The sequence below is a fragment of the Spirosoma flavus genome (assembly GCF_054778555.1).
In genome coordinates, this window is sequence record NZ_BAAGZL010000011.1 from 20,090 (window position 1) to 39,614 (window position 19,525).

At 48.7% G+C, this 19,525-nt stretch carries 20 protein-coding genes; 16 read left to right on the forward strand and 4 right to left on the reverse strand.

The genetic code is table 11. The features are described 5' to 3' along the window. Nucleotides 1-26 precede the first annotated feature (26 nt). Nucleotides 27-1,121 carry a replication initiation protein gene (locus ACYVF1_RS31540; protein WP_020597262.1) on the reverse strand — a complete coding sequence of 365 codons (1,095 nt, stop codon included), beginning with the start codon at nt 1,119-1,121 and terminating at the stop codon, nt 27-29. 1,068 nt (nt 1,122-2,189) lie between these two features. On the opposite strand from ACYVF1_RS31540, the gene ACYVF1_RS31545 reads away from it, so the two are divergent. Continuing rightward, nucleotides 2,190-2,450, forward strand: a complete 261-nt coding sequence (locus ACYVF1_RS31545; RefSeq protein WP_020597263.1) for a hypothetical protein — start codon at nt 2,190-2,192, stop codon at nt 2,448-2,450. A 5-nt stretch (nt 2,451-2,455) separates the two neighbouring features. Here ACYVF1_RS31545 and ACYVF1_RS31550 read toward each other — a convergent pair whose 3' ends face one another. Together ACYVF1_RS31550 and ACYVF1_RS31555 are read right to left on the reverse strand one after the other, a co-directional pair. Next, nucleotides 2,456-2,983, reverse strand: coding sequence for a hypothetical protein (locus tag ACYVF1_RS31550; RefSeq protein WP_461086598.1), 528 nt, complete (start codon nt 2,981-2,983; stop codon nt 2,456-2,458). 7 nt (nt 2,984-2,990) lie between these two features. Continuing rightward, nucleotides 2,991-3,698, reverse strand: coding sequence for a ParA family protein (locus ACYVF1_RS31555; protein WP_083928200.1), 708 nt, complete (start codon nt 3,696-3,698; stop codon nt 2,991-2,993). Between the two features lie 766 nt (nt 3,699-4,464). Here ACYVF1_RS31555 and ACYVF1_RS31560 point away from each other — a divergent pair. The 10 genes from ACYVF1_RS31560 to ACYVF1_RS31605 all read left to right on the forward strand — a co-directional run bounded on the left by ACYVF1_RS31560 (nt 4,465) and on the right by ACYVF1_RS31605 (nt 11,781). Then, entirely contained in the window at nt 4,465-4,986 is a 522-nt protein-coding gene (locus ACYVF1_RS31560) for a BfmA/BtgA family mobilization protein (RefSeq protein ID WP_461086600.1), read from the forward strand. Then, the gene (locus tag ACYVF1_RS31565) at nt 4,983-6,029 is read left to right on the forward strand and encodes a DUF5712 family protein (RefSeq protein ID WP_461086602.1); all 1,047 of its coding nucleotides are present in this window, start codon (nt 4,983-4,985) and stop codon (nt 6,027-6,029) included. The genes ACYVF1_RS31560 and ACYVF1_RS31565 overlap by 4 nt, the downstream gene beginning before the upstream one ends. Before the next feature lie 519 nt (nt 6,030-6,548). Continuing rightward, nucleotides 6,549-7,256, forward strand: a complete 708-nt coding sequence (locus ACYVF1_RS31570) for a low molecular weight phosphatase family protein (RefSeq protein ID WP_461086604.1) — start codon at nt 6,549-6,551, stop codon at nt 7,254-7,256. Nucleotides 7,257-7,316: 60 nt separating this feature from the next. Beyond that, entirely contained in the window at nt 7,317-7,643 is a 327-nt protein-coding gene (locus ACYVF1_RS31575; RefSeq protein WP_461086606.1) for an ArsR/SmtB family transcription factor, read from the forward strand. 64 nt (nt 7,644-7,707) lie between these two features. Further along, the gene (locus ACYVF1_RS31580; protein ID WP_461086608.1) at nt 7,708-8,595 is read left to right on the forward strand and encodes an arsenite methyltransferase; all 888 of its coding nucleotides are present in this window, start codon (nt 7,708-7,710) and stop codon (nt 8,593-8,595) included. 16 nt (nt 8,596-8,611) lie between these two features. Next, the gene (locus ACYVF1_RS31585) at nt 8,612-9,052 is read left to right on the forward strand and encodes an arsenate reductase ArsC (RefSeq protein WP_461086610.1); all 441 of its coding nucleotides are present in this window, start codon (nt 8,612-8,614) and stop codon (nt 9,050-9,052) included. 3 nt (nt 9,053-9,055) lie between these two features. After that, on the forward strand, nt 9,056-9,505 hold the full coding sequence (gene arsN2, locus ACYVF1_RS31590; RefSeq protein WP_461086612.1) for an arsenic resistance N-acetyltransferase ArsN2: 450 nt from the start codon (nt 9,056-9,058) through the stop codon (nt 9,503-9,505). After that, complete coding sequence (arsB, locus tag ACYVF1_RS31595) at nt 9,502-10,566, forward strand: ACR3 family arsenite efflux transporter (protein ID WP_461086613.1); 1,065 nt, start codon at nt 9,502-9,504, stop codon at nt 10,564-10,566. The genes arsN2 and arsB overlap by 4 nt, the downstream gene beginning before the upstream one ends. After that, a complete protein-coding gene (locus ACYVF1_RS31600; protein WP_461086615.1) occupies nt 10,563-11,363 on the forward strand; it encodes a metallophosphoesterase family protein in 801 nt (266 codons plus the stop codon). Before arsB ends, ACYVF1_RS31600 begins: the two co-directional genes overlap by 4 nt. 88 nt (nt 11,364-11,451) lie before the next feature. After that, nucleotides 11,452-11,781 carry a YnfA family protein gene (locus ACYVF1_RS31605; RefSeq protein WP_461086617.1) on the forward strand — a complete coding sequence of 110 codons (330 nt, stop codon included), beginning with the start codon at nt 11,452-11,454 and terminating at the stop codon, nt 11,779-11,781. Between the two features lie 14 nt (nt 11,782-11,795). Here ACYVF1_RS31605 and ACYVF1_RS31610 read toward each other — a convergent pair whose 3' ends face one another. Continuing rightward, nucleotides 11,796-12,230: a hypothetical protein gene (locus ACYVF1_RS31610; RefSeq protein WP_461086619.1), complete on the reverse strand. Its 435-nt coding sequence runs from the start codon at nt 12,228-12,230 to the stop codon at nt 11,796-11,798. 67 nt (nt 12,231-12,297) lie between these two features. On the opposite strand from ACYVF1_RS31610, the gene ACYVF1_RS31615 reads away from it, so the two are divergent. The 5 genes from ACYVF1_RS31615 (at nt 12,298) to ACYVF1_RS31635 (ending at nt 19,524) form a co-directional block, all read left to right on the forward strand. Beyond that, on the forward strand, nt 12,298-12,708 hold the full coding sequence (locus tag ACYVF1_RS31615) for a MerR family transcriptional regulator (RefSeq protein ID WP_461086621.1): 411 nt from the start codon (nt 12,298-12,300) through the stop codon (nt 12,706-12,708). Nucleotides 12,709-12,748: 40 nt separating this feature from the next. After that, a complete protein-coding gene (locus tag ACYVF1_RS31620) occupies nt 12,749-12,958 on the forward strand; it encodes a GDCCVxC domain-containing (seleno)protein (RefSeq protein ID WP_461086623.1) in 210 nt (69 codons plus the stop codon). Between the two features lie 410 nt (nt 12,959-13,368). Further along, nucleotides 13,369-13,713, forward strand: coding sequence for a DUF6660 family protein (locus ACYVF1_RS31625; RefSeq protein ID WP_461086625.1), 345 nt, complete (start codon nt 13,369-13,371; stop codon nt 13,711-13,713). Between the two features lie 112 nt (nt 13,714-13,825). Continuing rightward, nucleotides 13,826-18,301, forward strand: a complete 4,476-nt coding sequence (locus ACYVF1_RS31630) for a CusA/CzcA family heavy metal efflux RND transporter (protein ID WP_461086627.1) — start codon at nt 13,826-13,828, stop codon at nt 18,299-18,301. Then, the gene (locus ACYVF1_RS31635; protein WP_461086629.1) at nt 18,301-19,524 is read left to right on the forward strand and encodes an efflux RND transporter periplasmic adaptor subunit; all 1,224 of its coding nucleotides are present in this window, start codon (nt 18,301-18,303) and stop codon (nt 19,522-19,524) included. Before ACYVF1_RS31630 ends, ACYVF1_RS31635 begins: the two co-directional genes overlap by 1 nt. The last annotated feature ends 1 nt before the right edge of the window (nt 19,525 follow it).

Below are 19,525 nucleotides of genomic sequence, written 5' to 3' on the forward strand. Positions count from 1 at the left end.
AATTACACTTTTTTTCCCCGCTGTTCTTATTCTTCGGATTGAAATAAACTCATGGTGCCAATGATTGAGCTAATTGCTTTAGGTGTACCTGTTCGACGTGGAGTGGCCGACTTGGGAGTAGTTTCTTTCTTTTTTACTTTAACGTTTTCAATACCAAGGGATTTTACCATGTAAGCCGTAGCATTTTTAACGTTTTTCCGCTTTCCTGAAGCTACCTCTGTATGGATTCGCAGGAATGTTTCTAACTTATCAGAGTTGTCGGTTATGGCTGCTTTCTGAGCCTCGTTGAGTGTGTAGCCTGCAAACCATTGCCACGCTAATGCAACGGCTTCTCCAATGGGCATTTTCTGGATATATTCTCTGCTCGCATCTACTTCGCTTTCAATCTGACTTAGCGGTGTTTTTTTAGTAAACTTTAAGCGGGTTACCCGTTTACCCTCTTTCTTAACCGGTTCGTAAGTAAATTCAATGCCCGTCTTCTCCTTGATTTCATTATACGCTACATCTAAGCACTTACGTGTAAAATCAAAATACTTGAACGTTTCGGGTACGTTAAGAATATGCCTCAAGTGATCGACCTCATAGGTAAAAGTATCGCTTCGGTAGTGACTCATTAGAATTTCATATACCCGTTTTGAATAGAGGGAACCTAACGAGCGCATTACTTCATAATCATAACTTGTCCATGTTTTTCCTAGCTCAGTGTAGTAAGGTACAGCGCCAGAGAACATGGTAATTTTTAAACACATCTTCCCCTTGTTCATCAGGTTCTCAACCAGTGGAAAAGGGATCATATACTTAAAATAGCGTTCACCCTTTTCATTGGTAAAGGCGAATCCCTGTTGCTTTAGCTGCAACGATTTTGCAGCCCGCTCAATTTCGCTGTAGTTTCTACTCTTACTGAGCTCAGCAAACGGGATTAGGAACTCAACATTTTGATTAGGGAACAAGGGCTGGCTTTTCTCAAAGTAGCGTATAGTCAACTGATTAATAATCATAACGACTATATTCTTCTCCAAAGCCGTGAACATCTGCCGAGACTCAGTTATCAGGTTGGGCTGGTAATTGTTTTTTTGCTTCTTACTGGGCACCACCATCAAATTTTCCGTTGAATCCGACATAGCGAATAAAAATAAGTTTTCAGGAAAAACATCCGCAATTTAGAAATAAAATAAGCACTACCAAATCGAATTGTACAAAATTGATGTAACTACAACTACTTATCTCTCAGAATGTTATTAAAATCGATCTTCGTTGCCAAGTCGCTTTTGCTTCGTATCTGAGTCGTTTTCTTGATTTAACAAATGGTAGAAAAATCTACCATTTGTTAAATCATTGGTTCTAAGGACTTAGCGAGCCATCCATTACGCTTATTTAGATCTAATTTTGTCCGTTTTACGGACTAGTAGAGGAGCTATTATTGTATTATATTGATACAAAAATTGTAATAAACTAATAAGTTGAACTTGCCTTCTACTTCGTACTCTGGTCGCTTTTCGCTGAAAGGTTATTAGGACATATTGCTTCGTACTCTGGTCGCTTTTAAGGGGGTTCTATATGCTTCGTACCCTGGTCGTTTTTCGCCTAGTTAATTCGTACACAAGTCGTTATTGCTTCGTACATTAGTCGCTTTAGCTTCGTACATTAGTCGTTATTGCTTCGTACATTAGTCGCTTTAGCTTCGTACATTAGTCGCTTTTCTTTTAGTAAAATACTAATAATCAACTAATTAAGTCATTCCTAATCTATCTAATTTTAGAAATTTTTAGAAAAATTTGACAATCTTGCTAAAAAAAGAACAAAGGGGAAAAAAAGAGAGACAAAATATGTTTAGATGTTCATATTTTACTAAAACCATTTATTATAAACTACCTAAATTACTAAAAAAAATCTTCCGGCAACTATATATGTAGTTATTATAGCTTTTAGCATTTTGTCCAAATTCAAAGTAGAAGATTCGAATACACTAACTGTTTGTGCCAAAATGACAGTAAATCTTAGATTATCCCCTTTTTTTGGTCATACCAAAAGTAAATGATATATTATGAGACCCTCGTGTATTCTGGTATCTCAGATCTGACTGTTAAAAATAGTGTGTCTTGATTAGTGTATAAAGACAAATCAGTTATTGCAATTTTTAATAATCGCCCCTTAGCTGTTATTTTACGAGAAACCGGAGGAATCGACCTATGAAAGATTCTGATAAGTCTGATTCAAAAAAATTATCAGACCTTATAAAAGAGTCAAATATAACTATGCAGGACCTGGCAGAGGTCTTGAATTATAACCGTGCCACTATAAGGGTACGCAAAAAGAACCCAGAGTTATACACAATTTTAGAAATTGTTACCCTGGCGAAAATGCTTAAGAAAACGCCTACCGCTGTTGTTAAGATAATTCTTCGCGAAATGAATGAATCAGCAGGTGACGTGGATAAGGAGGATGATTAATCCCCCTACCCTACCGCTTCGACTAATGCTTTTAGCTTAGGATATAATGGGTGTAATACAATCAGTTCATCAATAATGGCACTCTGGGTTTTATTTTCCAGCGAACTAATCATATTGAGTAGCTTGTGAGCCCTAGCTGATACTCGTGCTGCATTCAATGGCGATGGCGCTGGTGTCTCCATTTTCTTTTTTGATTTTGCGCCCCTTTTATTAACCGTGCTCCCCTTGTCTGCCGATTCAGTTACGGCCGGTTCAGTCTCCACAGAATTCACGACAGGCATGTTAGTTGGTGACTTCACATCAGCCACAGCTTCTTGCACCGGTGGAACGACTGGCGTATTAGAGCCCGATTCCTTCGAGTCTTGAACGTGAGCAGCTGGTACCTTAACTTCAGGAGCTGATTCATTTTGTATAGGTACTGCTTCTATTTCCGAAGAAGACTCGGTACTGTCTGTGTTATTAAGTGTTTTGGTACCTTGCTCGGCGGCTTTATTTCTAGCACTTTTCGAGATTAATCCAAAGCTTTTTGCCATCGGTGTCTTATTTAGTGGTTGGAATGTTCAGATCCGCTTCTATTTCATACTTCTCTAAAAACTCTTTGATAAAGGGCAAAAACTCATCTCTGCCTTCTTGGCTTTCTAACAGCGAGGTATATGTGTTATAGTTCTCGAAGATTTTTTTAAGCTTGATTTTTGATTGAAATAACTGGATCCCAATTTCTTCGGCAAATTCAGGAAGATATGTATTCTCCTTAATGTTTCGGAAAAAGTTGTGAAACGCATAGACGTACGTTGGATAGCCTTCGTCCTGTCTAATTTTTTTTAGTTCAGCCATAGTGGCCATAAAGTGGCCAGTCGCCAGGGCGTCAGCCCTGGCTGGTTTAATGGGGATGATAAAGCTGTCACACATGGCTAACAGAGCAATGATCGCATCATCTTCCAGGCCTGTCATACGGGGCATATCGATGAAAATGAGATCGTAACTTTCATTTTCATAAGCTTCCTCAATAATTGCCTGGGCTTCTTCGGGAGTGGCCGTTTTGAGATCCCAGTCAAAGGTTACTCCTCCCCCACCCGATTCAGCAATTTCCTTATCCTCCTGTCGGAGGTCAGTTATTGACTTCTGATTATCGGCGTCAATAACCAGTACCTTTTGGTCACTATGCTTAGCCAACACGTTCGCGATCCAGCAGGTTGTTGCTGTTTTACCGGCCCCACCCTTCATGGTCGATGCGCAAATGACTCTCATACATATTTGGTTTTAAATGTTACTTTGTATATTTGTTAACAAATATACAAAACATACTAGGAAATTAATTAATTATGCAAATAATTTCTCAATTTCAAACAATACAAATAATACAAACAATACAAACAATACAAACAATACAAACAATACAAACAATACAAACAATACAAACAATACAAACAATACAAACAATACAAACAATACAAATTTATTATGTACTTAGTTATTTAAGTAATTATTTGACATTGTTACCTATTGTATAAAATTATAGAATCTGTATAGTTACTGAGTTAACAATGTATGTTAATTACATTTTATTTTTACTGCGTAATAGACAAAGTAACATTACGAACAAATGGAAAGAATCGTGTGAAAATCATACTACCAGGTACTTTAGTGATGGAATGTGATTTATGTTAATTTGTGTACTATGTATAATACATAACATTGTTAATAAAATATTATATATTTTATGTTTTAAAATTAAATAAATATAATGTAGAAAAGTAAATAAATTATTTGTGTTACATTGTTAACAATATGAGATTTTTATCATTTATTTTCGCGGTAGTAAGAGATAGGAAGAAACTATACATCTATTTTTTAGCATGTATTTTTTAGCAAGAAGGAATGATATTATCATAGATAAATCATTGTAAATCAAAAGCATAGCTTTTTATAAAATATGATTTATATTAATAAAGTATTGATAGTCTTTTAGTTATAATAGATTTTTTTATATCTATGGCTAAAAATGTACGAGAAAATGGCAAATAGAGTAGTTGCAATAGATGAAACTGTATATGACGTAATGATCGAGGAAGTAGAGCAGTTAAATGCAAATGCTAACCGCGAATATCAGGATCAGTACAAATTAGCTGATACCACAAGACGTAGAAAGCTAAAAAAACCTGAAAAACTAACGTTGAAGTCATACACAGAAAGTGCACTAGAATACTTCCGAAAAAACCATATTGATCCAAGGTCGTTGGGTGAAGAGAAGGATGTGGTAGCAGAGGTGAAGAAGTTGCGGAACAATGTCTTTTCATTTATGCAGGTACAAGAACGAACCTATCTAATGCCCTTTGTTCAGGATGTTTATGAGTTGAGAAATCGAACAGAGGGCTTGGAGGAAACTAGCGTAGACATGCTGAATCTAATGGAAATATTCATTGATTTACTGTTGGCAGGCTTAGGATTAAGTGATCAGGAGCAAGAAAAATATAAAGCCAAAGCTGCCCAATTGTTTGCTCAGAAGAAAGCAAGTCGTAAACAGAGTGTTGGATGATAACGAAAGTTCTACCGCCGACAAAAAACCGGGAGATCAACTACGATAACAAAGGGAGTTGTGAGCGATTGGTGAATTATTTTGAGCACGAGGGGAAAGAGTTGGATCAGGAAGCCTACTATTTTTCCCAAGAAGATGACGGTCTGACTAAGGAAGAAGTAGTGCGGCAAATAGACGGAAATGTGAAGGGATTAAAGCGGGAGGATACCAAATTTGTGTCCATGGTTATATCGCCATCAAGTGATGAGTTGGCTCACATAAAGGATAACTCAGAAGATTTAAAAGAATATACCCGCCAGGTAATGGACAATTACGCAAGACACTTTAAACTCAAGAAAGGGAATGATCTAGAAGGGAAAGATTTAGTTTGGTATGGAATCGTGCATAAAACCCGAAAATACCAATGGAATGATAAAGGGGTAAGGGAAGGGGATGTTAGGCGGGGTGACCAAAAATCGGGAATACAAACCCATGTCCATATTGTTGTTTCAACGCGGGATAAGGAACAGAAAGTCACCCTAAACCCTAGAACTAGCAGGGCTCGATTCAATATCGTTGAGTTTCAAAGAAGCAGTGCTGAGTTGTTTCAAAAACAATTCAAGTACGAAAAACAAACCCACTATCACAAAGATAAACCTCTTAAGGAGCGAACCCATATAGATCAAGTTCGCTATTTTGAAAAGCGCATCAATCAATTAGCGGAAAAGTACGATTTAAACGAAAAGACGGTAACTAACCTACGAAATAAAGCCCTTGAAACCGGCTATTCGAAAGAGTTGTATCAAGCGATGAAAGAATACACCAAACGTCTTAATAGGGGAGAGGGGAGGAAAGATGAACTACCAGAATTTGAAAATCTTCGTAAAGCAGACAGACAGGAAACTCGGGTTTTTGCCAGAAATCAGGTCAATCAACCAATAAGGACAAAATCAATAAGTTTTGCAGTTGAGTCAGTACTTAAAGGTGCCAATGTCAATAAAGATGACGACAGAGAAATTTTAAAGGATTTGTCGAATAGGAGGAGAGGTAGCTTAGAGATTTAATTCATAATCACCCAATTAAAAGTAATGTCACAGTTTTATTATTTTTCTAATTACAAATTTATAATTAGAAAAATAACTCAAGTATAAAACTTGATAGAGAGCATGCCCAACAAATATAGCAACGCTTACTGTTGAGCCTAAAATGCCGAAAAAAGTAATTTTGTTTGAATATAAGTCTCACAAACTCAGCTAAAATGTAAGATTTTTGGTTTGATTCATGAGATAACTTTATGAGACTTTATTTCATAATGAAAGACTTTACTTGGGCTATATCTGTCTCCATCTCAAGAATAGGGCGTTCAAGGAGACACTTGAATGATTAAGCCGTTAATAGACGATCAAATTCGGTACCCAGGAATAGTGCTATGAAAGTCATGACTAGGTTTCTTTCTTTAAATAGGTCTACATAAGATATATAGTCTGGCGAGCGATTACTCGCAAATCCCATACTAATAGTAAATTAATCGTAACTTTACGATGAGAACCATTTTCGTGTAGGGAATAATAATGAATTGTGCTATGAAGCTTTTCAGTCTATTACCAATATGCTTACTGATTACAACCACCATCTTCTTGAGCAATGATCCCGATAAAAAAACGGAATTGAACGGTCCTTTAGTGACCTATATCAACAGCATCAAACAGGGTTTTTCAAAAATTCCGCAAGACCGCAAGGCTGAATTAGACAAAATTGCGGAGTTTGTTCAACTCAAAGTAAACGCCAAAGAGCCTGCCCAATTAACCTATATCTGTACCCACAATTCCCGGCGCAGCCATTTTGGTCAATTATGGGCAGCCACAGCCGCAGCTTATTATGGCGTGCCCAGGGTGAAAACCTTCTCTGGCGGAACCGAAGTCAGCGCCTTTAATGAGCGGGCGATCGCGGCTTGCAAACGAGCGGGATTCGATATTGCCAAAGTATCGGAAGGGCCAAACCCAACCTATGCCGTCAATTACGCGTCTGGCGTAGAACCCATTAAAACATTCTCTAAAAAATACGATGACGCCAGCAATCCCCAAAGCAATTTCCTGGCGATCATGACGTGTTCACAAGCCGACAAGGCATGTCCCATCGTGAAAGGCGCAGCGGTACGTGTAGCGACGCCCTACGACGATCCGAAAGCCTTTGATGGTACTCCCCAGGAAACCGCCAAATATGACGAGCGGTGCAAGCAAATTGCCACGGAAACCTTTTACGTTTTCTCGAAAGTGAAGGTGGCGATTTGATCGGTAAAAAACTTATTCATCGTAATATTGCAATGAATAAAAAACCTGTTACCTTTGGGCATGGGACTGACCAAAACCGAAATATTCACCGAAGAACAAAACCGCATCGCGGATCTGGCGAAAGCATTTGCGCACCCCGCACGGGTGGCCATTCTGCAATTGCTGATTTCCAAGAAAGCCTGCGTTTGCGGTGACCTGGTGGACGAGCTGGATTTAGCCCAGGCGACCGTTTCCCAGCATTTGAAAGAACTGAAACGCATCGGCATCATTCAGGGCGAAATCAACCCGCCCCGCGTGTGCTACTGCATCAATCCGCCCGTATGGGAGGAAGCCCGACACGCGTTCGGAGCCTTATTTGACACATTCGTGCCTGTAACCTGCTGCTAGTCAACGGCAGGTATTTTTTTGCTTGAGTCAATCGTAATATTACAATATACCAATAGGAAAGTATATGGAAACCGCCGAGCAAATCAAAGAAGTCGTGCGCCAGAAATACGGTGCGATTGCTGAACAACCGACCGTCGGCCCGGCTGATGCCAATGGCTGCTGTGGCCCCACCTCCTGCTGTGGCCCTGAAACAGTCGCCAGCGTGCCCATTGATATGACCGTGGGCTATGATGAGCTGAACGGTTATGTGGCCGAAGCCGATTTGGGATTGGGTTGCGGACTGCCCACGCAATTCGCGCAAATCAAACCCGGTGATACGGTGGTGGATCTGGGATCGGGCGCAGGCAATGACTGCTTTGTGGCCCGTGCCGAAACCGGCGAAACCGGCCGCGTGATCGGCCTGGATATGACCCCGGCCATGATCGACCGCGCCCGCAAAAACACGAAGACGCTCGGTTTTACCAACGTCGAGTTCGTCTATGGCGACATCGAGGACATGCCCTTGCCGAGTAATCTGGCTGATGTGGTGGTGAGCAATTGTGTGATGAATCTGGTTCCTGACAAACAAAAAGCCGTGGCCGAAACCTTCCGCATCTTGAAGCCCGGTGGCCATTTTAGCATCTCCGATATCGTGCTGAAAGGCGAGCTACCGGCAGGCTTGCAACAGGACGCCGAACTCTATGTGGGTTGCGTCTCTGGTGCCATCCAGAAGAGCGACTATTTGCAGCTCATCCAGGAGAACGGTTTTACCAACATCACCGTGCAGAAGGAGCGCGAAATCTCGTTGCCGGATGAAGTGTTGAAAAACTATCTGTCGGCCGACGAAATCGCCGATTACCGCCAACAGGACAAAGGCAGTCCAGCCCGGGGCATCTATAGCGTAACGGTATTTGCTCAAAAGCCCGAAGGAACGGCCACAGCAGCTTGCTGCCCTCCCGGTTGCTGCAACTAAATTCCATCAATCAGCCATGAAAAAAATCTTAGTGCTTTGCACAGGTAATTCCGCCCGCTCCCAATTGGCCCAAGGCTACCTGCAATATTTTGCCGGTGATCGGGCGGAAGTTCTTAGCGCCGGTGTGAACCCCAAAGGGGTGAATCCGCTGGCCGTTCAAGTGATGGCCGAAGACGGCATCGCCATTTCGCATCACACATCGAATCATGCCGACGAATACGTGCATATTCCCTTCGATTACGTCATCACCGTTTGTGACAACGCCCGCGAGCAATGCCCTTTTTTTCCCACGGTGGGCGAACGCATTCACCAGAGCTTTCCCGATCCTGGCCACACCGCATCGGCGGACCGACCAGGGGAAGACGCATTGACCTCCTTCCGCCGGGTGCGGGATCTAATCAAAACCTACAGTCAGGAATTCATCGCCAGCCGTTTGGGCGAAGCCGTCCCGCAATAAACTATGGCCATACACATCGAACCAGCCCAACCGGCCGATACGAAGGCCGTCATTGCCCTGCTGGAACAAGGGCAACTTTTGACCGAGGATCTACCAACCGGCCTTCCTGATTTTGTCATTGCGAAATACGAGGAAACCCCCGTTGGGGTGGCTGGTCTGGAACGATTCGGCCCGGTGGGCCTGCTGCGTTCGGTGGCCGTCGATCCCCACCACCAGGGCAAGCAGATAGCCGCTCAACTGGTCGGCCGACTGCTGGAAGCCGCCCAGGCATCCAGCCTGCAAGAAGTGTATCTCATCACCAATACGGCCGACCGCTATTTCGAGCGATACGGCTTTCAACCAGTTAACCGTCAGGAAGTGCCTGCGGCCATCCAACAGACACAGCAATTCAGCGATCTATGCCCATCATCGGCCATCGTCATGAAACGCGCGCTAACCCAGGAACCTGCATGAGTGCCCCCCGTCTTTCGTTTCTCGACCGTTTTTTGACTCTGTGGATCTTCTTAGCCATGCTGATCGGCGTGGGCATCGGGTATTTTTTCCCGCAGTCGCAGAATTTCATCAATCAATTCAATTCGGGATCGACCAACGTGCCGCTTGCCGTTGGCCTGGTGCTGATGATGTATCCGCCTTTGGCGAAAGTGCGTTATGACGAGCTGCCCAAGGTGTTTGCCAATACCAAAATATTAGGCCTATCGCTCGTACAAAACTGGATCGTCGGCCCCCTGCTTATGTTCGGTCTGGCGGTCATTTTCCTGCCCGACGAACCCGAATACATGACCGGCCTTATCATGATCGGCATTGCCCGCTGTATAGCGATGGTGATTGTCTGGAATGACCTGGCGGGCGGTGATCGGCTGTACGCGGCCGGACTGGTAGCCTTCAACAGCATTTTTCAAGTGCTGTTCTATTCGGTTTATGCTTGGTTGTTCATCACCGTGTTACCTCCCCTATTTGGGCTGCACGGATACGAGGTGAATATCACCATCGGCGAAGTGGCCAAAAGCGTATTCATTTATTTGGGCGTGCCCTTCCTGGCAGGCATGTTTTCGCGGATCATCCTTACCCGTTTAAAAAGCCGCCAATGGTACGAGCAGACGTTTTTGCCTGCCATCAGCCCCATCACGCTTATCGCACTGCTGTTCACCATCGTGGTCATGTTCAGCCTGAAAGGCCAACTGATTGTGTCCATTCCGCTCGATGTGCTGCGTATTGCCATTCCGCTGACCATCTATTTTGCCATCATGTTCTTTTCGGCCTTCTATCTCTCGAAGCGAGCCGGTGCGGATTACGCGAAATCGACCTCGCTCGCTTTCACCGCAGCCGGGAATAATTTCGAGCTGGGCATCGCCGTTGCCATCGCCGTATTCGGCATCAATTCGGGTGCCGCCTTTGCTGCTGTGGTGGGGCCACTGATCGAAGTGCCGGTGCTGATCCTGATGGTCAATTTTGCTCTGAAACAACAAGACAAATTCGCCCTTCACTACAAAAAAACGCTTCAAAAGCACGCATGAGAATTGCCCTGTTTTCCGACATTCACGCCAACTTACCCGCGCTGGAAGCGGTGTTGGCCGACATTGACAGCCGCCAGCCTGACGCGGTGTATTGCCTCGGTGATCTGGTCGGCTATAACATTTGGCCGAATGAAGTCATCGCCACCATTCGCAAACGTGGCATTCCCACCATCGCCGGGAATTACGATTTCGGCATCGGCCGCAGCAGCGACGATTGCGGATGCGCCTACCGAGAGGAAGACGAAAAGGCGATGGGCAAAGTCTCCATTGCCTACACCAACAAAACCGTGGGCGACGCCGAACGGCAGTATCTGCGCACCTTGCCGACCCATATCCGGGTCGAATTCGAGTTGGGCAACGATCCGGCCCATCTCTGGCAACAGCAGACCCCCGTTTCGCTTTTATTGGTGCATGGCAGTCCCCGGCGCGTGAATGAATATCTGTTCGAGGATCGGGGCGACCGTAGTTTAGGGCGTGTGCTGGAAGGAGCCAACGCCGACATTCTATGCTTCGGCCATACGCACAAACCCTTTCACAAGATGGTCAGTGCCGAAGCCGAAGGCCAGCAAACCTACTGGCGGCATGCCATCAATATCGGATCGGTGGGCAAGCCGAAAGACGGCGACCCCCGCGCCTGCTATGTCATCCTGACCATTGACGAATCCGCCCGGCCTGGTTCGGTGGATGGAGTTCAAGCGGAATTCGTGCGGGTTGCCTACGATGTGGAGAAAGCCGCGCGCGCGGTCGAGGAAAGCGAATTGCCCGACCCTTACGCGGACATGCTTCGTCGCGGCTAATCACCCGCCCATAAGAAAAGCCCTTCGTGGGCTTTTCTTATGGGCGGGTGATTAGCCGAAAGATTCTCTAGTTTTACGGACGATGCTGATGACTGTCTTAAAATCCATTTTAGTATTTATCCTGGCAGGGCTGTGCGAGATCGGAGGTGGTTACCTGATCTGGCAATGGATGAAAGAAGACAAACCCGTTTGGTACGGCGTTGTGGGTGGCATCATTCTAGCGGGCTATGGCATCGTGGCCACCTTCCAACCCGCTGGATTTGGCCGTGTGTACGCCACCTATGGCGGATTTTTCATTGTCATGGCCCTGCTGTGGGCCTGGAAGGTCGATGGGTTCCGACCAGACAGGTACGATATTATCGGCGCACTGATTGCGTTGGTTGGGGTGTGCATCATCTACTATGCCCCCCGGAACTAGACCCAAAGGACGACCTATCGAACGGCGCGCTTATCAAGTTTGTCGAGTTCCATGACCAGATAGACCATTTCTTTCGTTTCGGCAGAATCACCCATTTTCAGAGAAATCGGGCCTTCTTCGGGCTGGAAGGTCAGGTGAAACACCAGCCAGGGGCAGCATAGCCGCTCGAATTTGACGAATTCAGCCAGATCGCCAATGATTGTATTATCTGACCCTGCGAACACCAGTTCATAGCTATTGGGATGCTCAACGGCGCGCGACACTTTTTTAAAAAGCGTCCGGTGCAATTCATTCATTCGCTTGATCTGGTCTTTGTCCGTGAGCTTGCAGGCCAAGGCGATTTTCTTTTTTAATACGGCTTCGGTTTCCATTGTCTTTGTTGTTTTTGTCTGCGCCAAGCAGGACAGCGCGACCAGGCAGGCGAACCCGGTAAGCATGAGTGATTTCATGTTTTTTTCTGGTAAATTTAAACGATGGAGTATAGTCCACTGTCAAGCGTTTCACCGATAAATATTTATGCTCATCGGCATCATTGCCCAAGAGTCGGGCTTCTCCCGCAACACAATCCGGTATTATGAAAAAATCGGATTGTTGCGCCTGCCAAAACGAGCCCGGCGGGAAAACAACTACAAGGAATATTCACCGGCCATTTTATCGCGGCTTCGGGCCATCAAGGAACTAAAGAAAATTAGTTATACGCTGGCGGATATTCAGCGGGTCATTGCCTCTTACGAAACCGGTGGTCTGGACTGCATTGCGGGCAAAGACCAAGCATTAGAAAAAGTGCGGATGATCGACCAGCAAATCACTCAATTGTTAGCGATCAAGAATCAGTTATTAGAAGCCATTGCCGATTGTCCCGACCATTGCAAAATCACTGCAATCCTTGATGGAACGTTAGCCGAGATCAAAAAAATCAGTGGATGACACCGGCTACAAAATCACCAGCACAAAAACGCTTTAAGGAATGACCGTCACACTCGACTCCATGATTACATGCCCAAATTGTGGCCACCAAGCAGCGGAGATCATGCCAACCGATGCTTGCACCTATTTTTATGAATGCACCTCCTGCCAGATCCTTCTAAAGCCGCTGGTGGGGGATTGTTGTGTATTCTGTTCCTACGGGACGGCGAAGTGCCCCCCGATTCAAGAGCAAAGGATCTGTTGCGGCTAAGCCCCGATTAGGGGCTTTCTTTTCGTCCTTAGTGTTCCTATATAAACGAGCGTTTATGTAGGAACACTTTTTTACTTTCAAGCACATTATCTTAATCTCATAAATCGCTACCAATTGAGACTAGATAGGCTTACATAGTGGCCCAATTTTCGGGCGTTTGAAGAGACGCTTTCATAACAGTTATTCTAGGCCTAATACTGGATAACCAAACAAAGAGACGGACGGCCGCTGCCGCCGGGCCGACACTGCTGCCGTTGCGCTGAGGCCTGCCGCCAGATGGCACAAGGAGCGCCTGAGATAGTAGCTTAAATAACGATTCACCTAGTAAACCACTTGCTCTGTTCGGGAGCGGATTATTGAATTTCTTTTTGACTCCCTGTTGCACAAGCTTTTGCCGTACCTTTGCTGCCGTGAAGTGGTTGACCCTCTTGTTATCCGTCTATCTCCTTGGCCTGTCCCTTTGGCCCTGTGCAGATGAACCGCTGCTCTCTACCGGGCAGTTGGGGATAGCTGTGGGCTGGTCTTTTACAACCACTGAGTCGGATGCCGGTCATCAACACGAGCATGATGCCTGTTCGCCTTTTTGTACCTGCGCCTGCTGTGCCGTCACAATTACGACAGTTTCCCGATTCCATTACTCGCTTACGCCTTCGGTAGAGATTATCCCGATGGATGTAGCTTCCTTTCATTACGTATCGGCTCCCTTGTCCGATATGCTTACGGCCATCTGGCAACCCCCCAAACTCCGGGTCTGAACACCCTTTCCGTTCACGGCTAACTACTTCTCCACACCTTGCTCAATAGAACTGGTTGTGCGATTAGCGCGTGTATGGCATCCTCCTATTGTCCATTTGTTCAGATTCGTTTATGCTGGATTCCATTATTCGTTTTTCCATTCGAAATAAACTCATTATTGGCCTGTTTACCCTGGCCTTAGTGATCTGGGGCGGGTACTCGCTGAGTCGGTTGCCCATTGATGCCCTGCCTGATATCACCAACAATCAGGTGCAGGTCATTACCCGCAGCCCCGCGCTGGCGGCTCAGGAAATTGAACGGCTCGTGACATTTCCCATTGAGCAAACGATGGCCACAATCCCCCAGATTGTGGAAATCCGCTCGATTTCGCGCTTTGGGCTGTCGGTCGTTACCCTGGTCTTTACCGATAAGACCGATGTTTATTGGGCCAGGCAGCAAATCAGCGAACGCCTGACCGAAGCCCGCAGCCAGATTCCCGCTGGTACGGGCGAACCCACCATCGGCCCCGTTTCGACGGGTTTGGGCGAGATTTACCAATATGTGATTTACGCCAAACCCGGCTTTGAACATCGCTACTCGCCGACCGAACTGCGTTCCATTCAGGATTGGGTGGTCCGTCGTCAACTGTTGGGTACGCCCGGCGTGGCCGATGTGAGCAGTTTTGGAGGCTTGCTGAAGCAGTATGAAATTGCCATCGATCCTGATCGATTGCGGTCTTATGGGCTGAGTATTGGTGATTTGTTTGCGGCTCTCTCGCGTAATAACCAGAATACAGGCGGAGCGTATATTGATAAGAAACCGAGTGCTTATTTTATCCGTACGGAGGGGCTGGTGACCAACTTAGACGATATTGGGCGGATTGTGGTCCGGCGCACCACGGGCCGAACGCCGGTGCTGATTCGCGACGTGGCCACGGTGCAGTTTGGTTCGGCCGTACGCTACGGGGCCCTGACGCGCAACGGCGAAGGCGAAGCCGTGGGTGCGCTGGTGCTGATGCTTAAGGGCGAAAACGCCAACTCCGTGATTGGAGCGGTAAAAATGCGCATGGAACAGATTCGGCGGACGCTACCCGAAGGTGTGGATATTCACGCCTTTCTTGACCGGTCCGAACTGGTGGGCCGGGCCATTGGTACCGTCACCAAAAACCTCATTGAGGGCGCATTGATCGTTATTTTCGTTTTGATTCTGTTTTTGGGTAACCTGCGGGCGGGATTAATTGTGGCTTCGGTGATACCACTGGCGATGCTGTTTGCTGTCAGCCTGATGAATCTCTTCGGCGTATCGGGCAACCTGATGAGTTTGGGGGCCATCGACTTCGGTTTAATCGTGGACGGGGCCGTCATCATCGTTGAAGCGTCACTGCACCATTTGGGACTCAGCAAACTATCGCGGCTCACCCAGGAGCAGATGGATGAGGAAGTCTATGAATCGGCGAGCCGGATTCGTGACTCAGCGGCTTTCGGCGAGCTCATCATCCTGATCGTTTACCTCCCCATTCTGGCTTTGGTGGGCATTGAAGGCAAGATGTTCGGACCGATGGCGCAGGTAGTGGCCTTTGCCATTGCGGGGGCGTTTATTCTCTCGCTGACCTACGTACCCATGATGTCGGCGCTGTTTCTGAGCAAGACCATTGCCCACAAACCAAACGTCTCCGACCGGATGATGGCGGTTTTTCACCGGGGCTACGAACCCCTGCTGCGGGGAGCCATGCGGATGAAAATCCTCGTGCTGGCGGTGTCGGTTGCCTTGCTGGCCGGGACGGTATGGCTCTTTACTACGCTGGGGGGTGAGTTTATCCCCCAACTGAACGAAGGCGATTTTGCTGTGGAAACCCGGATTCGTACCGGCAGTTCGCTCAGCCAGACTATTGAAAAAACCGAGCAGGCCAGCCGACTGCTAAAAAAGCAGTTTCCCGAAGTACGTGAAGTTATCGGCAAAATCGGCGCGGGCGAAATCCCGACCGACCCCATGCCGGTAGAAGCCTGTGACCTGATGGTGATTCTCAAGCCACAGGACGAATGGACATCGGCGGGCAGCATGGACGAATTGGCCACCAAAATGGCTGAAGCCCTCGAAGTCATTCCGGGCGTAGAGTTTGGCTTTCAACAGCCCATTCAAATGCGCTTCAACGAACTAATTTCAGGGGCTAAACAGGACGTGGCCATCAAGATTTTCGGAGAAGACCTGGCCGAACTAACCCGGCTGGCAGGTCAGGTGAAGGGTCTGGTTGGCCAGGTATCGGGTGCCACAGACCTGTATGTAGAGCAGGTGTCAGGATTACCCCAGATTGTGGTGCAGGTAGATCGCGAGGCTCTGGCCCGCTACGGCCTGAGCGTGGAGGAGGTCAACCAAACGGTCTCGGCGGCTTTCGCCGGGCAGAGCGCGGGATTGGTTTACGAAGGCGAACGGCGGTATGACCTCACCGTGCGGCTGGCCCAGAATCAGCGGAGCAGCATCGAGGATGTCCGCGCCCTGACCATTCCCGTTCCCGATGGACCCGCCGTGCCGCTGGCTCAGTTGGCCAGTGTGGAACTACGACCCGGCCCCAATCAGATTCAGCGCGAAGATGCCAAACGGCGGCTCACGGTGGGCTTCAACGTGCGGGGCCGCGACGTGGAAAGCGTGGTATTGGAATTACAGCAAAAAATCAATGACCAAATCAAGTTTCCGACCGGCTACTACGTTACCTACGGTGGGCAGTTCGAGAACCTGATTGAAGCCCGCGACCGGCTGTCTATTGCCGTGCCAGGGGCACTAGCCTTGATTTTTGGGCTGCTGTTTCTCACGTTCGGTTCAGTCCGGCAGTCGTTGTTGATTTTCTCGGCTATTCCGCTGGCGGCTATCGGCGGGGTGTTGGCCCTGTGGCTGCGTGATATGCCGTTTAGCATCTCGGCGGGTGTGGGCTTCATTGCCCTTTTCGGCGTGGCCGTATTGAACGGTATTGTGCTCATTGGGGAATTCAACCGGTTGCGGTTAGCCGGTGAAACCGATTTAGTCAAAGTCATTTTTGAGGGAACCGCCGTGCGGCTGCGGCCTGTGCTGATGACGGCGACGGTGGCTTCGCTGGGCTTTCTGCCGATGGCCCTGTCGAGTTCAGCCGGGGCTGAGGTGCAGAAACCATTAGCCACGGTGGTTATTGGTGGGCTGATTACGGCTACGCTGCTGACCTTGTTTGTGTTACCGGTGCTGTATGTGCTGATTGAACGGCGGTTTGGCAAAAATTTCGGTCAAACCAAATCCGAAGTCAAACCAGATGTAGTACCTGTCCCGGTAGCGAACTGGCTGCTGATCGGGCTGGTCGGGCTGGGTACGTTGGGGTCGCCAACAGCTCAGGCCCAAGTTACGGCGCAACCAAGTGTGGCCCGACCCAACCCGGTTCAAGTGGGTAGCGGGGGCGGTCTTTCGCTGGCGCAGGCACTGCAACAGGCATCCACCAACAACCCTCAACTGCGGGTGTCACAACTCAATATCGACTACCAGCAATCCCTACGGGCAACAGCGGGCGATGTGGGCAAAACTGATATTGCCACCACGGTTGGCCAGTATAACAGCCGGTATTTTGACCAGTCGTTTACGGTCGGGCAGCGGTTGCCTAACCCGGCCCTGGTGCGGGGGTTGCGTTCGCTGGCCGATGCCCGCACCACCGGGGCCGAAGTTGACGGGCGGCTAACCCGCGCTGAACTGGCCCGGCAGGTGAAAGCTACATACTACCAGCTTTGGTACGTGCAGTCGCTAGCGGGTTTTCTGCGAAGCCAGGACAGCTTGTACGCGGCCATTGCGCAGGGGGCAGCCGTACGGCGAAGAACCGGCGAAGGGACGCTATTGGAACAGACAGCCGCCGAAGTGCAACGCCGACAGGCGCAAACGGCTCTGAACCAGAATGCCTTGCATCAACAGATCCTGGCCCGGCAGTTGCAGACCCTGCTGGCTTCCCCCGCCCCGCCCACCATTCCTGATACGCTATTGACCGAGCGAACGCTGCCCGGCGTGGATGGGCTCGTCGTAGACGCGGAGTGGCTGGCACAAAACGCCGAGCTGACCCTGCTGGGGCAACAAATAGAGATTGCCCGGCGTGAAACCGATGTAGAAGCCGCCCGGCTCAAACCCGATTTCACGGTGGGCCTTACCAACCAGTCGCTACAAGGCGTTCAGACCCTACCCAACGGGGCCGGTGATCGGTTCTACGGATTCGGTAGTCGCTTTACCTACGGGCAGGTGGGTATGTCGATTCCCCTATTTGCCAGAGCGGGCAAGGCCCGTGTAGCCTCCGCCCGGATTGGACAAGAGCGGGCCGCAGCGCAACGCACGGCCCGGCAACGGAGTTTGGAAGGCGAGGTAGCGACGACGATTCAGAGTTATCAGAAAGACCGGCAGGCCCTGACCTACTACCGCGAATCGGCCCTGCCCCAAGCTGCGCTGATTCGGGAGCAGGTCACCAAATCGTACCGGGCGGGCGAAATCGGCTACGTTGAGCTGCTACAAAACCTCCGAACTGTCAGTGAGATTCAGACCGGCTACTTAGCGGCCCTCAACGACTTAAATCAAACCTTAATCAATCTCGACTTTTTGTTGGGACGTACCGACTAATGAAACGAATCCATCTGCTTATCCGTCCTATTCTGCTGTTCGCACTGCTCACCGGTGCGTCGTGCAAACAGAAGCCCGAAGAAGCCAAAGGCGATACGGCAATCGCTCCATCAGCTACCGCAACCGCCGAAGCGGAAAAAGAAGAAGCGGGTTTGATTGAGCTGACCGAAGCCCAATACCAGACCGTAGGTGTGAAGCTGGGTCGGTTGGAGCAGCGGCAAATGAGCCAGTTGATTCGCGTCAACGGCTCGCTGACGGTGCCGCCCGGTCAACAGGTGTCGGTATCGTCGCCCTACGGCGGCATTCTTAAATCGGCGAATCTGCTGGCGGGTTCGCCCGTCCGGCAGGGGCAAACGCTGGCCGTGCTGGAAAATCCCGAGTTTATCCGCATTCAGCAGGAATATCTAGAAACGATCAGCCAACTCACCTTTCAACAGCAGGAATTTGAGCGGCAGCGCGAACTGAGTCGCGAGAACGTGGGTGCCCTCAAGACGCTGCAACAGGCTACGGCTCAATTGGGTACATTACGGGCGCGGGTGGGCGGGCTTCGGCAGCAACTCGCGCTGTTGGGCCTGAATCCGGCCCGACTTACCCCCGAAACCATCACCCGTACCATCAGCGTTCGTGCGCCCATCGGCGGTACGCTCACGCAGGTCAACGTGAACCGGGGGAGCTATGTGGCGGCTAACGACGCGCTGTTCGAGATTATGAACACGGCTGGTCTGCTGGCCGAGCTAACCGTGTTTGAGGGGGATTTGGCCCGCTTGCAGATGGGTCAGCGGGTCAGGTTGTCGGTCGTCGGCGTATCGGGCGAACGCACCGGACGGATCAAACTCATCAACCGCGAAGTGAATGCTGACCGGACGGTGAAGGTCTATGCGAGTTTAGACAACCCGGCTTCCGGCGCGCTGCGGCCCGGCACGTTTGTCAAGGCGGTCATCGAAACGGGTGCAGCTACTGAACCGGCCCTGCCCGAACCGGCGGTAGTTCAATCGGGCAATAGCAGCCAGATTTTTGTGTTTACCGGTAAGGAAGACCACGAAGGGACGGTTCACTACCGATTCCGGCCCGTGCCCGTGCGGGCGGGTGCGGCACAGAACGGCTACCGGGCCATCACGTTGCCGACTGGCGTAGCGGCTGATGCGCAGGTCGTCCTGGCGGGTGCGTATGATATTCTCTCGGCGAGTGCAGGGGGTGAAGAGGGGGGCGAACATGGACACTAAT